The organism is Rhodococcus sp. RDE2, assembly GCF_020885655.1.
Lineage (GTDB): Bacteria > Actinomycetota > Actinomycetes > Mycobacteriales > Mycobacteriaceae > Rhodococcus > Rhodococcus pyridinivorans.
In genome coordinates this window covers 110,913-125,292 of the sequence record NZ_AP025186.1, presented here as the reverse complement: position 1 = coordinate 125,292, position 14,380 = coordinate 110,913, and the positions used below count along the sequence as shown (strand labels likewise).

Annotated in this window: 11 protein-coding genes; 5 read left to right on the top strand and 6 right to left on the bottom strand. The window is 67.8% G+C overall.

Annotated features, from left to right (window positions below):
- Positions 1-4 precede the first annotated feature (4 nt).
- Together LPH33_RS00565 and LPH33_RS00560 are read right to left on the bottom strand one after the other, a co-directional pair.
- Positions 5-2,518: a bifunctional lysylphosphatidylglycerol flippase/synthetase MprF gene (locus LPH33_RS00565; protein ID WP_229566729.1), complete on the bottom strand. Its 2,514-nt coding sequence runs from the start codon at positions 2,516-2,518 to the stop codon at positions 5-7.
- Positions 2,485-3,804, bottom strand: coding sequence for an alpha/beta hydrolase (locus LPH33_RS00560; protein WP_229566727.1), 1,320 nt, complete (start codon positions 3,802-3,804; stop codon positions 2,485-2,487). The genes LPH33_RS00565 and LPH33_RS00560 overlap by 34 nt, the downstream gene beginning before the upstream one ends.
- 107 nt (positions 3,805-3,911) lie before the next feature.
- Here LPH33_RS00560 and LPH33_RS00555 point away from each other — a divergent pair, with 107 nt between their 5' ends.
- Both LPH33_RS00555 and LPH33_RS00550 read left to right on the top strand, forming a co-directional pair.
- On the top strand, positions 3,912-4,571 hold the full coding sequence (locus tag LPH33_RS00555) for a TetR/AcrR family transcriptional regulator (RefSeq protein WP_229566725.1): 660 nt from the start codon (positions 3,912-3,914) through the stop codon (positions 4,569-4,571).
- Positions 4,568-6,133: an MDR family MFS transporter gene (locus LPH33_RS00550; protein WP_229566724.1), complete on the top strand. Its 1,566-nt coding sequence runs from the start codon at positions 4,568-4,570 to the stop codon at positions 6,131-6,133. Before LPH33_RS00555 ends, LPH33_RS00550 begins: the two co-directional genes overlap by 4 nt.
- Here the strand turns inward: LPH33_RS00550 and LPH33_RS00545 are convergent.
- Positions 6,102-7,655, bottom strand: a complete 1,554-nt coding sequence (locus LPH33_RS00545) for a succinic semialdehyde dehydrogenase (RefSeq protein ID WP_229566722.1) — start codon at positions 7,653-7,655, stop codon at positions 6,102-6,104. The genes LPH33_RS00550 and LPH33_RS00545 overlap by 32 nt on opposite strands.
- A gap of 66 nt (positions 7,656-7,721) precedes the next feature.
- Positions 7,722-8,453: a GAF and ANTAR domain-containing protein gene (locus LPH33_RS00540; protein ID WP_229566720.1), complete on the bottom strand. Its 732-nt coding sequence runs from the start codon at positions 8,451-8,453 to the stop codon at positions 7,722-7,724.
- Between the two features lie 133 nt (positions 8,454-8,586).
- Here LPH33_RS00540 and LPH33_RS00535 point away from each other — a divergent pair, with 133 nt between their 5' ends.
- Entirely contained in the window at positions 8,587-10,071 is a 1,485-nt protein-coding gene (locus tag LPH33_RS00535; protein ID WP_229566719.1) for an adenylate/guanylate cyclase domain-containing protein, read from the top strand.
- A gap of 221 nt (positions 10,072-10,292) precedes the next feature.
- Positions 10,293-11,438, top strand: coding sequence for an MBL fold metallo-hydrolase (locus LPH33_RS00530; protein WP_229566717.1), 1,146 nt, complete (start codon positions 10,293-10,295; stop codon positions 11,436-11,438).
- A 9-nt stretch (positions 11,439-11,447) separates the two neighbouring features.
- Here the strand turns inward: LPH33_RS00530 and LPH33_RS00525 are convergent, their stop codons facing one another.
- Together LPH33_RS00525 and LPH33_RS00520 are read right to left on the bottom strand one after the other, a co-directional pair.
- On the bottom strand, positions 11,448-12,074 hold the full coding sequence (locus tag LPH33_RS00525) for an SRPBCC family protein (RefSeq protein WP_060652350.1): 627 nt from the start codon (positions 12,072-12,074) through the stop codon (positions 11,448-11,450).
- On the bottom strand, positions 12,071-12,454 hold the full coding sequence (locus LPH33_RS00520; protein WP_229566715.1) for an ArsR/SmtB family transcription factor: 384 nt from the start codon (positions 12,452-12,454) through the stop codon (positions 12,071-12,073). Before LPH33_RS00520 ends, LPH33_RS00525 begins: the two co-directional genes overlap by 4 nt.
- Positions 12,455-12,521: 67 nt before the next feature.
- On the opposite strand from LPH33_RS00520, the gene LPH33_RS00515 reads away from it, so the two are divergent.
- A complete protein-coding gene (locus LPH33_RS00515) occupies positions 12,522-14,366 on the top strand; it encodes an AMP-dependent synthetase/ligase (RefSeq protein ID WP_229566713.1) in 1,845 nt (614 codons plus the stop codon).
- Positions 14,367-14,380: the final 14 nt, after the last annotated feature.

Sequence of the window (14,380 nt, the reverse complement as noted above, 5' to 3'; positions counted from 1 at the left end):
ACCGTCATCGGCGCAACAGGTGCGTGACCAGGCGTCCGCCTTCCTCCAGGGACATGTGGGGAAGATAGGCACGACCGACCGCGATCCCGATGGTCGGCAGCGCCGCCGGGTCCGGGAACACCATGTACAGCGGGCGGTAACGGGGCTGGAACTTCGCTTTGAACGCCAGCAGCGAGCGGAATCCGTATACCGGTTCGAGCGTGCGGCCGAGCAGATCGAGCAGGGCGTCGAGGGCTCCTCGGTCGAGTCCGGACCCACCGTCCACACTCGCGAGGGGTGCCCCCGACAAGCTCAGGAATTCGAGGCCCTCCTCGGCGGCGGACCGTGCCGCGGACGCGATGAGGAATTCCATGGCCGGCCGGAAGCCGTCCGAACGTCGCCGCATGAAGTCCAGCGTCAACCCGACCACCTTCCCGTCCCGGTGGACCGGCATCCACGACGTGATCGCATGGACGTGGTCGTTCGCGTCGACCGCGAGCAGCAACCGGACTTCGGGATCGCGCAGTTCGGCGACTCCTCCGAGCGTGAACCCCATCTCGGGCAGTCCCTTGTCGGCCACCCATTCCTCGGAGATGTCGACGATCTGCTCGGTCACCGACAGCGGCGCGGCGGCGAAGGTCGTCCATCGCGCTTCGATCCCGTCCTTGGCAGCACGGTTGAGGGCCGTGCGGACGTCCTGGAACTTCTTGCCCTTGAAGGCGAGGTCCGCGAGATCGACGACGGTCTCCTCACCCACCTGCAAACAGGTCCAACCGTGGTCCCGGGCGATCGCCGCCGTCTCCTCGCCCACCGAGTACAGGCACGGTGTCCATCCGTTGCCGAGGCAGTACGCCGCGAACTCGTCGATCGCCTCGGTCATCGAGGCGCGCTCACCGATCGGATCCGTCGCCGTCAGGGCGACACCCGAGTGGACCCGATACGCCACGGCGTGCCTGCCGTCGGCGCCGAACCAGTACCGATTCCCCGCCCAGGTGGTCATCCACGACATCGATCCGCCGCCCGGGTCGTGCAGGAGTTCTCGCACCCGCTGCTCGTCGCCGAGGTCGACCCCGGCAGGGGGCACGAGGAAGCTGCGCCACAGGAGCACGCAGAAGGCGACCCAGACGATCACGCCGATCCACTCGAACAACAGGGTGGCGGCGGTGTCGAGGGGCATCACGGGAGGCTCGAAGAGCTGGAGGTAGACCGGCGGAAGGAGCCGGCGCGGCGCGTCGCGGAGCAAGGTGCCGATGCCGGGATCACGATCGAACCCGTCCGCCACCAGCGTGCCCACCACCACGTACGTCACGAGCGCGATGCCTGCGGCGGCTGCGGTTCCGATCCATACCCGGCGATAGGTTCCCCGCGGTGCACGGACATCGAACAGGGTGCGGGTCAGCAGCAACAGGGCGAGCACGGAGACCAGCGCGAGGAGTGGCGCGAGTTCCATGGATACGGAGCTGTGCCGGTGGATTCCGTACAGCAGGGAGCGGGTCTCGTCCTGTTCGGTCACGCGGACGATCGTGCTCGCGGCGGCCACGACGATCAGCACGACGTGTCCTCCGACCGAGAGGAACCATGCTGCGCGCCGCCCTCGACGCAGCCCTTCGGCACCGATCAGCAGCAGTACCGACGGCATGAGATTCGCGACGAGCGGACCTGCACCGGAGAGCCGAAGGGCCTGTTGCCCTTTCCTGCACTCGTCGTGCAGCGCGGGATCGGCACACACTTCGACAAGTTCTCGCGGGGTGTAGGGAACCTGCTCGAACAGCTCGCGTAGCGCGGACAGCGGGCCGATCGAGTGCGGGGAGAGCGCCGCGAAGATCGGGCCGAGCACGCTCGCTGCGACCACGAGCGCGACGAGCGTGCGGCGTTCCCGGATGGTGCCGCCGAGCACAGGACGGCGCACACCGCGTCCGAACAGGAGCGGGCCGGCGAGCAACCCGGCCAGCGCGACGGTCACCCTGTTCACGTCCTGCAGGTGTCCGGCGAACAAGGCTGCGGTCACCAGGAACACCAGCAGGAGTGTCCGGATGCGGCGACGCCACAGGGTGCCCATCGCGGTGGTGGAGGCGAGCAGGACGCCGAGCACCCAGGCCAGCGGGTCCTCGGTGAGGTGGGTGTGCAGTTCCCGCCCCCACACGTTCGGCACCAGCGAGGCGACCTGGGCCACGAGCAACGCGAGTGCCGCCCCCAGTCCCTGCGAGGCGAGAGCGGCGAGCGTGAACCTTCGGCTACCGATGCGACGTTCGACCGGCACCGCAACGGTGAGGATCGCAATACTCCCGAGCACGTACTCACCTGGACCGGAGGCGAACAACCCCGAGGTCCACAGCGTCCACAGATGCCCGTCCGCGATGTTCGGAATCCCCAGCGACACCTCGGATGCCGTCGCGCGGGGTGGGCCGTTCCGTGTCGAGCCGGTGGTGACCGCCAGGAACCAGATCAGTACAAGCAGTCCGCACGAGACGGGTGCCCGGAGCACCGCCGCCCCTGTGCGGGACATCAGTTGCCGAGCCCGAGCCGGTGTGCGAGCCATGGCAACTCCTTCTCGAGCCCTGCGGCCCACAGGGCGAAACTGTGTGTTCCCGGCAGTTCGGTGAGGTGGACATCCATCCCCGCTTCTCGAGCCGCCGAGACGAGTTGTTCCACTCCGGCACGGTATTCGGAATCATCGAGTCCCACCACGAAAGCCCCGGCGGAATCGGGATATCGATTGCGTGCGAGCAGGTCGGCAGGATTGTTGCGCGCGAATGCTTCCGCATCGCCGCCGAAGACGTCGCGGATCGTCGCGTCCCTGTTGCCGAGAGTGGGCTCGGCCTGCCCCGAGAAGTCGAGGAAGGTCGGATAGACGTCGGGGCGGGTGGTCGCGAGTTGCAGGGCGCAGGTTCCGCCGTACGACAGCCCGCCCACGGCCCACGCCATCGGATCGTCGTCGACCTGCAGGTTGTCCCGCACCCAGGCCGGTACGTCGACGGCGAGATAGGTCGCCGCGTTGCCGAGATGCGAGTCGACGCACAAGGGATTGTCGAACTGGCCTCCGGTGCCGTCCGCGAGCACGACGACCGGTGCCAGGCCATGATGCTGCGCGGCATAGGCATCCAGGGTGGACGGGAGATGTCCGCCCACGAGCCAGTCCTCCGGGCTACCGGGTTGTCCGGCGAGCAGTACCAGCACCGGCAGTTCCGGTCGTGGATCCGAGAAATAGGCCGGTGGGAGGTAGACGCGGGCTTCCCGCGCCCGGAATCCGGAGACCGTTGCGGGAATCGTCACAGAGGTGACCGCACCGGTCGCAGGCAGGTCGTCCGGCGCCGACCAGTCATCCACCGACACGGTCCGCGATGCTCGGAGGGTGGGGTCGTCGAAGGAGACGCTTCGGTAGTCGCTGATGCCGAGAACAGCCCGAAGGGTGGGGTAGGCGTCGTAGACCGCGTCGATCCGGCCCGCGGCAGAGACCACGACGAGTACCGCCGACACCACGAGTGCCGTCGCGACGAGTGGGCGGGCCCGGTCGCGACGGCGTACGAACCATCGTCCGATCAGGAACGCGACAGCAAGTAGTGCCACCGCCACCCATCCGTACACCACCCACGGCAAACGGTCCGGGAAGGGCTTCCACACCTTCTCGACCAGGAGTGCTGCCACTGCCGTCAGGCCGAGGGCGGCCGTCACGGCGAGGGGCACTCCGCGTACGAGCCACGCCCGGTAGCGGCGGACGAGCAACACGATCAGGCCGATGACGGTGAGGATCGCGAACACCGCGGTCGCCGTCGGGGTGGTCAGCGGTATCCCCAGCACTCCGTTCACCATCCCGGTCGAGGACATGGCGATCAGTATGCGCGGACGAACAGGGGGAACCCATGCGAGAATATTGCTCTCTTTATCAAGAACATAATTTACATAGAAGAGAATTTGCACTACTGTAAAGATTCATGGCTGCAATTGCGTCGGACGCCGTCCGCACCGTGACGATCTCCCATCGCGAACGTAAACGCGCCCGCACGTGGACGGCGATCCACCTCGCCGCCGCCGAAGCCGCAGCACGCCACACCCGCCTGTCCGACATCACCGTCGAGACCATCGCGGAACAGGCAGAGGTCTCACCGCGCACCTTCTTCAACTACTTCCGATCGAAGGAGGACGCCGTCCTCGGCCTGTCCTCCCCCGTCATCGACGACGCCGTCGCCGTCGCCGACGACTTCGACTTCGCGCCGGGCGACGACCTCGTCGAGAAGGTCGCCTTCCTGCTCCTCGCGGTCTTCCGCACGGCGGCGAGCCGTCGCGCGATCGATTACGACGAGTACATCGCGCTCATGGACCGCCATCCCGAACTCGCGCGCAGACGCTTCCAACACATCGACGACGTCGAAGCCGTCGTCGCCGAGCTCGTCACCGAACGACTCGCGGCGACACGACCCACCGATACGGTCGGCACTATCGAGGACACCGCCGACATGATCGTCACGGTCGCCGGCGCCCTCATGCGCTCCGCGCTGCGCCCGCTGCTCACCGCCCCCGGGAAGACGGAGGCCGACGCCGATTCGGTCCTGCATCGCACCTGCGTGTTGTTCCGGGAGGTCACGCGACCGTGACCGACCCATTCCGAGACGAGATCGAAAGAGCCACGCCAGCAACGGAACAGAGCACCCCGCGGGTCACCTTCGTCTTCGCCGGCCTCATGCTCGCCATGCTGGCCGCGTCGCTCAACCAGACCGTCCTCAATCCCGCCCTGCCGACCATCGTCGGCGAACTCCACGGCGTGGACCGGATGCTCTGGGTCATCACCGCCTACATCCTCGCGTCGACGATCACGATGCCCGCCTACGGCAAACTCGGGGATCTCTTCGGACGAAAACCACTTCTGCTCACCGCGTTGACGATCTTCGTCGCCGGATCGACGATCGGCGCTCTCGCCGGGGACATCACGTGGCTCATCGTCGGCCGGGCCGTCCAGGGCGCCGGTGGCGGTGGCCTGATGGTGTTGTCGCAGGCCACCATCGCCGACGTGATCCCCGCTCGCCAGCGCGGGAAGTATCTCGGCATCATGAGCAGCGTCTTCGCCCTGTCGTCGGTGGCCGGGCCGTTGCTCGGCGGATGGTTCACCGAAGGTCCCGGCTGGCGGTGGGTGTTCTGGATGAACGTGCCGCTCGGTGCCGTCGCCGTCGTCGCGGCGCTGGTCTTCCTGCGCCTGCCCCGCGTCTCCGGTTCGGGCCGGCGGATCGACGTGCTCGGCATGGCCGTGCTGTCCGTCGTCACGACGCTTCTCGTGCTCGTCGCGACCTGGGGCGGTTCACGCTATCCGTGGTCGTCGCCGGTCGTGATCGCGCTGATCGCCGCTACGGCGGCCGGTGCGGTGCTGTTCGTCGCGGTGGAGCGACGCGCCGCCGAACCCGTGATCGGCCTGCACCTGTTCCGCGACCGCAACTTCGATCTCGTCACCGCAGCCGGATTCGTCATGAGCGTCGCACTGTTCGGCGTGGCCGCCTACATGCCCACCTACCTCCAGATGGTCGCGGGCGTGAGCGCCACCGCCGCCGGTCTGCTGATGCTCCCCATGATGGGGACGTTGTTCCTGACGTCGACGCTGGCGGGACGGTACGTCACGAGAACGGGCCGCTACAAACGGATCCCGATCATCGGGTCGGTCTTCGTCACGGCCGGTCTGGCACTCCTGTCGACCCTCAAGGTGGACACCCCGATCTGGGTGCTGGGCTGCTGGTTCGCCGTGATCGGCGTCGGATTCGGCACATCCATGCAGCTTCTCGTGCTGGTCGTGCAGAATTCCTTCCCCGTCGAGGAGGTCGGCACCGCGACGGCGGGCAACAACTACTTCCGGCAGATCGGCGCGACCCTCGGTTCCGCCGTCGTCGGCAGTGTCTTCGCCACGCGCCTGGCCGGTGGACTTTCGGGAACCGGCATCGACAATCCGGATTCGCTGACCCCCGGCGCGGTCCGGGCACTACCCGACGCGCTCCGGCAACCGGTTCTCGAGGCGTACAACGACGCGCTCGTCCCGATCTACCTGTACATCGCGCCGCTCGTGGTGGTCGCGGGGGTCCTGCTGTGTCTCGTCGTCGAGAAACCCCTCGCGACCACCATCGTGCGGAAGAACGATCCGGCTCCTAGCGACCCGGCAGCCAGTGCATCGACTTGACGAAGGGGGCGAGCATCTTCGCCCACACCCGCCGCGGAAGTCCGCGCGGCCCGTCGAGATTGAGCAGGCGCGTGGTCGCGATCGTCTGCGCCTCGGTGTACTTGTACAGGCCCTCCGCGCCGTGCCGGCGTCCCATGCCGGAGATGCCCATACCGCCCATCGGCGCGTCGGTGCTACCCCACGCCGGAGCATATCCCTCGTCGACGTTCACCGTGCCGGCACGCACCCGCGCCGCGATGGCCTCGCCCTGCGCCTTCGTCGCACCCCACACCGACGCGTTGAGCCCGTACTCGGTGTCGTTGGCCTCGCGGATCGCCTCCTCGACGTTCTCCACCGGATAGATCGACACCACCGGGCCGAACGTCTCGTTCCGGTAGCACTCGGCGTCCTCGGGCACGTCGGTGAGCACGGTGGGTTCGAAGAACAGCGGTCCGAGATCGGGCCGCGCCTTCCCGCCGGCGACGACGGTCGCGCCCTTGGCGACGGCATCCTCGACATGCCGGGTCACCGTCTTGACCTGGCTCTCGCTGATGAGGCAGCCCATCTCGGTACCGAAGTCGTAGTCGGGACCGAGCGACATCTCGCGTACCCGCGCCCCGAACATCCGGATGAACTCGGGGGCGATCGACTTCTCGACGTAGATCCGCTCGATCGAGATACACAGCTGCCCGGAGTTCGAGAAGCATGCCCGCACTGCGGCGTTCGTGACCTCGCGCAGGTTCGCCCCGGAGGTGACGATCATGGGGTTCTTGCCGCCGAGTTCGGCGGAGAACCCGATGAGGCGCCGGCCGGCCTGCTCGGCGAGGAGACGCCCGGTCTCCGACGAACCCGTGAACATCAGGTAGTCGGAGTTCTCGACGATCGCGGTGCCCACCACGGTTCCGGGCCCGGTGACCACGGCGAAGACGTCGCGGGGAACGCCGGCCTCGTAGAGGAGTTCGACGACGGCGAGCGCGCAGTAGGGCGTCTGGCTGTCGGGCTTGAGCACCACGCTGTTGCCCGCGAGCAGGGCGGGGATCGCGTCGGAGACCGCCAGCGTCATCGGGTAGTTCCACGGCGCGATCACGCCGACGACACCCTTGGGATGGTGCAGGACGGTGGTCTTCGTCAGGACCGGCAGCATGCCCGTGGCCTTGCGGGGGCGCAGCAGCTTCGGTGCGACGCGCGCGTAGAACCGCGCGGTCATCGAGATGTCGAGCACCTCTTCCTGCGCGGAGACGCGGGACTTGCCGGTCTCTGCCTGCGCCATGTCCATGAGCTGCTCGCGCCGGGAGAGCACGAGTTCGCGGTAGCGGTGCATGATCGCGGCGCGCTTGTCCACGGGCAGCTTCGCCCACGCGACCTGCGCGGTGCGGGCCCGGTCGATCGCGGCCTTCGCGTCCTCGGCCGTGCCGACCGGCACGGTGGCCAGTTCCCGTCCGGTGAACGCCTCGACGACGGGGCGGGTGGTCCGCTCGGCGGCGTCGGGGATCGCGATGAGGTCGGCAAGACGCTGGAAGGTCGCAGCGCTCGGAGCTGGCATGATGCACCCCTACCGGTGAGTAGTACTTGCGGTTTCACCAAACCTACCCGGGCGGGGTGTGTGCTGTCACACAGGCGCGGTGTCGAGCCCGCTCTCCCGTTCGCCGTGCTGTTCGGGCCCTGCCTGGACGATTCCCTGGGCGACGTCGGCGAGCGGGACGTTGCTGTCCTGCGAGAGCCTGCGCAGCAGTTCGAACGCCGCGATGGCGTCGATGCCGAAACGTTCCATGATCATGCCCTTGGCCTGCCCGATGATGTCGCGGGTCGCCAGGGCGGACGCGAACTGCCCCTGGCTGCGCGCCGCACTCATCGCCATCGCCGCATGGGCGGCCAGGACCTCGGCGGTCGCCTCCGCGAGCGGATCGAACGCATCGGCCTCGGAGGAGAACATGTTCAGCGCACCCATGCTCTCCTGATCGAGATACAGCTGGAACGACAACGTGCTGAGCACGTTCGCCTCCACCGCGGCCTTCGCGAAACGCGGCCAACGCGTCTCCTTCCGCAGATCGTCGGAGCGCACCACGAGGCACTTCGCGCTCGCATCGAGGCACGGCCCCTCACCGAACTGCTCCTGGATGTCGTCGAGGTGTTCGGCGAGTTCGCAGGTCGCGGCGAGGGAACGGAACTGCTTGCGGCCCGTCACGATGAGGATGTCGGCGCAATCGGCCCCCTCCACCAGTTCGACCGCAGCCGCCGTCACGCCGCGCAGTGTCTCGTCGAGATCCGTCGGGTGATAGAAACCGCGAGCGAGCTGCGCCATACGGCGCCCCAGATCGCCCGCTTCCGACGAACGTGTCATGGTCCATCCCTTCTCCGCGGAATTCATCATCCGACGGATCCGACGACCGGATTGCCGGATTACGCACTTTCTACACAACCGCCCCCTCGTCGGAACACGACCTCTTCAGTTCTACCCTCGATAGGCTGGACTGGTGGATCCGCCGGTCACCCGGTATCTGCCCCGTGACGGTCACAACCTGGCCTACGGGGTGGTCGGCGCAGGTCCCGCCGACGTCGTGTGGTTCTTCGAGGTCCAGATGCACCTGGATCTGCTGTGGACCGATCCCTACATGCACTCGCTCTTCGAACGCCTGGCGACCTACTCACGCGCCGTCTACTTCCAGCGCCGCGGTTTCGGGCTCTCCGATCCCGTCGATCACGTGCCCACCATCGAACAGCAAGCGGAGGACGTCCTCGCCGTCATGGACGCCGAGCAGATCCGGCACGCGACACTCGTCGGGATCCACAGCACGTGCGGACCGCAGGTGCTCGTCGCGGCGACCGCCCCCGAACGGGTCAACGCGTTGATGCTGATCGCACCGTACTGCGAACCGCTGCTCGACTACGACCGGCCGCCGCACGGGTGGACGGAGCCCGAGATCGCCGAGTTCGTCGAGCTGTGGCGCGACGCCGTCCGGCACTGGGGTGAGGGACGCACGGTTCCGTTGACCGATGGCCACGTCGACAGTCCCTACAACCGCCGGCTGATGGCCATGCTCGAGCGGTGCTCCGCGTCGCCGAGCACGATGAGCGCGCACCTCGAGGCGAGCCTGCGGATCGACTATTCGCACGCCCTCGGCTCGGTGCAGTGCCCGACGAAGGTGGTGCTGGTCGCCGGGGGTTCGATACCGGTGGGTCCTGCGAGACATCTGGCCGATCTGGTGCCTCACGGAGAGCTCGTGATCACCCGGCCGTCACCGCGTGGCGCCGCACTCGGCGAAGCGTGGTCGCAGGTCCAGACGATGGTCGAGGAACTCGTCCGCGGGTCCGTCCCACCCGTCGATGCCGGCCGACGTTTCGCGGCGACCCTGTTCACCGACATCGTGGGGTCGACCAAGCTCCTCGCACGCATCGGTGACACCTCCTACCGGGCCCTGCTCGCGCGTCACGAACGTGACGTGCGGTTCGCCGTGACCGAAGCGGGTGGGCAGCTGGTGAGCACCGTCGGGGACGGCACCTTCAGTCTGTTCGACGGGCCCGTGGCCGCCGTGCAGTGCGCGGCGCGGATCGTCGCGGAAGCCCGCCGCCTCGGGTTCGAGGTGCGCGCCGGGGTGCACGCCGGCACCGTCGAGCCGACCGGGACGGACGTCACCGGCCTGACGGTGCACGTGGGGGCGCGCATCGGCGCGGCGGCACGTCCCGGCGAGGTGCTCGTCTCGAGCCACGTGCGTGAGCTGGCCGGTGGATCGGGGCTGCAGTTCACCGACCGGGGGTCGCATCGGCTCGCCGGTGTGCCGGGCAAGGTCCGTCTCTTCGCCCTGACCGGCGGGCAGCCGTCCCTGCAGGCACCGCGGAAACGGGTCTCGCTCAATCCCTTCGACCGCGCCGTTCTCCGGGCGGCGCGACGCACGCCGCAGGTGCTGCGTTCGGCTGCCGCACACGCGAACGCCCGGCAGCGGCGTCGCACGGACGGCTGAACACGAACGGCCGGGCACGAACATCCGGCGGCTCGTTCGGCCCGACCGCGCTCACCGGATCGCGACCGCGCTCACCGGATCGACACCCCTGCACCCCACCCATATGGTCTGCGTCACATTCGATCGCGGAACGGTTCGCGGCAACGCGGCCGGAGGGGAGCGTGCACATGTGTGATGTTCTGGGACGGCTGCACACGGCCGGGGTATCCCGGCGGAAGTTGTTGGCCAGTTTCGCCGTCGGCGCGACGGCCGTGGCGGCCACCGCATGCAGTCCCGGTGCCGACACCGCTGCTGCGGCCCCGACGTCCGATCGCCGGTTCGCGCCGGAGCCGTATCGAGGGCAACGGACACGCCTGGTCCTGCTCGGCACCTCGGGTGGTCCTCCCTACTGGCCCGGGAGCGAGCGCGAAGGCATCTCCTCCGCCGTCGTGGTCGGCGACCGGTACTACCTCGTCGACGCCGGTCACGGTGTCATGCGGCGCCTACGCGGGGCGGAACTCGGACCCAACTTCGCCACCGACCTCGACGGTCCCCTCGACGCGCTGGGCGGCATCTTCCTGACGCATCTCCATTCCGATCATGTCGTCGACCTCAACAACATCCTCACCGAGGGGATTTACAACGGACTGCAGCACGTGGAGAAGATCCCCGTCTACGGCCCGGGTAATCGTGGAGTACTTCCACCCCTGTTCGGGGAGGGCCCCGCACCGGAACCCGTGGCACCGGGCAATCCCACACCGGGCACCCGGGAGATGACCGACCTGCTCGTGCAGGCGTTCGCCACCGACTTCAACGACCGCCTGTTCGACAACCGCAAGCCCGCCCCCGACGCCTTGTGGGAGGCCTTCGACGTTCCGGTCCCGGCGCAGTATCTCGCCGATCCGAACGGCAATCCCTGCCCGGACATGGAACCGTTCACTTTCTTCGAGGACGACCGCGTCCGGGTGTCTGCGACCTTGGTCGACCACGCTCCCGTCTTTCCCGCTCTCGCCTACCGTTTCGACAGCGACGACGGGTCGATCGTCTTCTCCGGGGACACCGGCCCCACCCCCAATCTCGTGAAACTCGCACGGGGAGCGGATGTTCTGGTGCACGAGGTGATCGACCCCGCCTGGCCGGAATCGTTGTTCCCCGAACCCCGCACGGATGCTCAGGAAGGGCTCTACCAGCACCTCGTCCAATCACACACCCTCATCGAGGATCTCGGCCCGATCGCCCAGGAAGCCGGCGTGGGAACACTGGTGCTCTCGCACATGGTCCCGGGCAATCGACCCGATTCCACCTGGGAAGGATGCGGCACCGGATTCGCAGGGCGCCTCGTCATCGGCCACGACCTCGACGTGGTCGGCGTCGGAGCTCCTGCCTGATCCAGCCCTCTATCCGCCCGTGTAGAACGCGCTCGTCCGCTCGGCGGCGGCGCGTGCCTGTTCGGGGTCCTCGCCCGCGGCGATGTCGGCCTCGCACCAGGCCGCGCTGCTGTCGCGGACGAACTGCAGACCTTCCTCGGACATCGACCAGGTCTCGAATTCCTTCGGATCCACCGCCTCCCCCGATTCGATGTGCAGGCCGAGTCCGAGAAGTGCCTGATCCCAACCGATACCGACCGCGCCGGGTCCGTACTGCTCCCAGTGCTCGTCGGGGTGGGCGATGTGCGTCAGTTCCAGGCGCGCCCGGTCTCCCGGTTCGGGCAGGACCGACACCTCGATCCAGCTCACGCGACCAGCGAATTCCCAGGTGGCCGTGAACGTCCGGGGCGGTTCGCAGGTGAGGACCTTACCGCCGGCATTGCCCTCGAGCTGGTACCGGCCACCGGCCTCGAGGTCGCCCTCGACGGGCAGGAACCAGCGGGGGATGCGCTGCGGGTCGGTGCACGCCTCCCACAGGTCCTCAGCGCTCGTGCGGTAGCTGCGCGAGATCGTGACGACCTTGGCCTCGCGGCCCTCGACGGTGCGACGACCGACCGTGCGGCGACTCGTCTCGTTGCTCGTGATCACGTTCTTCATGAGGATTTCCTTCTCTCGTCGGAAGCAGGGAGCGCGGGCGGGACGGCGTCGCGGCTCCGCCGCTCACGCTTGCCGCGCGCGATCTCGGTCTCCAGCGCGTCCAGTGGCGCGAAGACCGGGGGATGCAGACCCGCGAGCCAATCCTCGAGTTCCACGAGGAGCGCGGGATCGAGTTCGTAGTAGCGGCGGGTGCCGTCCTTGTGGACGACGGCGAACCGCTGGTCGCGCAGGATCTTGAGATGTTGCGAGACCGCCGGCTGGGAGATCGAGAACTCCCAGCCGATCTCCGCGACGATTTCGCCGGCCGCCTGCGGACCGTCCGCGAGCAGTTCGAGAATGCGGCGGCGAACCGGATCTGCAAGGACCTCGAACCCGTGCATGGACCCACTATATAAGTTTCTACTTATATTCGCCAGAAGGACGGTTCCACTACCTAGACTTCGACATATGACGACAACGACGCGCGTCTCCGAGGAAAAGGTCGACCGAGCGGTCATCGATGAACGGGCCCCCTCGGTCGCCCGCCTGTTGCTCGATCGAGTGGCCGCCACACCCGACGCCGAAGCCTTCCGCTTCCCGGACGGGAAGGACGGCTGGACGTCGGTCACCTGGGAACAGACCGGGGATCGGGTACGACTGCTCGCGGCCGGCCTGATCTCCCTGGGTATCGAGGCCGAGGACCGCGTGGCCCTCGCGTCGTCCACCCGCTACGAATGGGTGCTCGGCGACCTCGCCGTCATGTGCGCGGGCGCCGCGACCACCACTGTCTACCCCACCACCCACGCCGACGACGTCGCGTTCATCGTCGCCGACTCCGGCAGCCGGATCGTCATCGCCGAGGACGCCGGGCAGGTCGAGAAGCTCGTGGGCCACCGAGGCGATCTACCCGACGTGACGAAGGTCGTGGTCCTCGACGGCACCGGTGACGGCGACTGGGTCATCACCTTCGACGAGCTCGCCGAACTGGGCCGCGGCCTGCTCGCCGAGGACTCCGGAGCAGTGCTGAACCGGATCCACAGCATCAGGGCCGAGCACCTGGCCACCCTCATCTACACCTCGGGTACCACCGGCAAGCCGAAGGGCGTGCGCCTGCCGCACTCGGCGTGGACCTACGAGGCCGCCGCCATCGACGCGCTGCACATGCTCACCTCCGACGACCTGCAGTATCTGTGGCTGCCGCTGTCGCACGTCTTCGGCAAGGTGCTGCTCACCCTCCCCCTGCAGATCGGCTTCCCCACCGCGGTGGACGGACGCGTCGACAAGATCGTCGAGAACCTCGCGGTCGTCCGCCCGACCTTCATGGGTGCGGCCCCGCGCATCTTCGAGAAGGCCCACGCGCGCGTCGAAGGAATGATGGAGGAGGAAGGCGGCGCCAAGAAGAAGATCTTCGACTGGGCCGTGGGCGTGGGCCGGAAGGTGTCGAAGGCGAAGCAGGCCGGCAGGTCGCCCGGACTGCTCGACAAGCTGCAGCACGGCCTCGCCGACAAGCTGGTCTTCTCCACCGTCCGCGAACGCTTCGGCGGTCACCTGCGGTTCTTCATCTCCGGTTCGGCGGCGCTCAACCCCGAGGTCGGCGAGTGGTTCGACGCCGTCGGCATCCCCGTCCTCGAGGGTTACGGCCTCACCGAGACCTCGGCCGCGACGTTCGTCAACCGTCCCTACGCCAACCGCATCGGCACGGTGGGCTGGCCCGTCCCGGGCACGGAGGTCCGCATCGCGGAGGACGGCGAGGTGCTCGTCCGCGGCCCCGGTGTGATGACCGGCTATCACAACCGGCCCGACGCGACCGCCGAGTCGCTCTCCGACGACGGATGGTTCCGCACCGGCGACATCGGCAGCCTCGACGACGAGGGGTACCTGCGCATCACCGACCGCAAGAAGGACATGTTCAAGACGTCGCAGGGCAAGTACGTCGCCCCGTCGTCGCTGGCAGCGACCTTCAAGGGCATGTGCCCGTACGCGTCGGAGATCGTCGTCTACGGCGAGGGCAAGCCCTACTGCGTGGCACTGGTGGCGCTCGATCCGGAATCCGTCGGCGAGTGGGCGAACAAGAACGGTGTGAGCGGATCGTTCGAGGACATCGCACGGCACGACAAGACCCACGATCTGATCTCCGGATACATCGACGAGCTGAACCTGCAGCTCAACCGGTGGGAGCAGATCAAGAAGTTCACGATCATCGAGCGTGAACTGTCGGTCGAATCGGGCGATCTGACGCCGAGCATGAAGCTGCGCAGGAAGGTCGTCGTCGACAACTTCGCCGACAGGCTGGCAGGTCTCTACGAAGGGTGACGGCCTATCCTGGG

Coding starts and splice junctions, on each gene's coding strand:
- LPH33_RS00560 (WP_229566727.1), bottom strand. CDS start 3,804: ATGTCCTCGACCGGGATGGTGAACGGAGTGCTGGGGATACCGCTGACC.
- LPH33_RS00525 (WP_060652350.1), bottom strand. CDS start 12,074: ATGAAGAACGTGATCACGAGCAACGAGACGAGTCGCCGCACGGTCGGT.
- LPH33_RS00520 (WP_229566715.1), bottom strand. CDS start 12,454: ATGCACGGGTTCGAGGTCCTTGCAGATCCGGTTCGCCGCCGCATTCTC.
- LPH33_RS00565 (WP_229566729.1), bottom strand. CDS start 2,518: ATGGCTCGCACACCGGCTCGGGCTCGGCAACTGATGTCCCGCACAGGG.
- LPH33_RS00515 (WP_229566713.1), top strand. CDS start 12,522: ATGACGACAACGACGCGCGTCTCCGAGGAAAAGGTCGACCGAGCGGTC.
- LPH33_RS00545 (WP_229566722.1), bottom strand. CDS start 7,655: ATGCCAGCTCCGAGCGCTGCGACCTTCCAGCGTCTTGCCGACCTCATC.
- LPH33_RS00540 (WP_229566720.1), bottom strand. CDS start 8,453: ATGACACGTTCGTCGGAAGCGGGCGATCTGGGGCGCCGTATGGCGCAG.
- LPH33_RS00555 (WP_229566725.1), top strand. CDS start 3,912: ATGGCTGCAATTGCGTCGGACGCCGTCCGCACCGTGACGATCTCCCAT.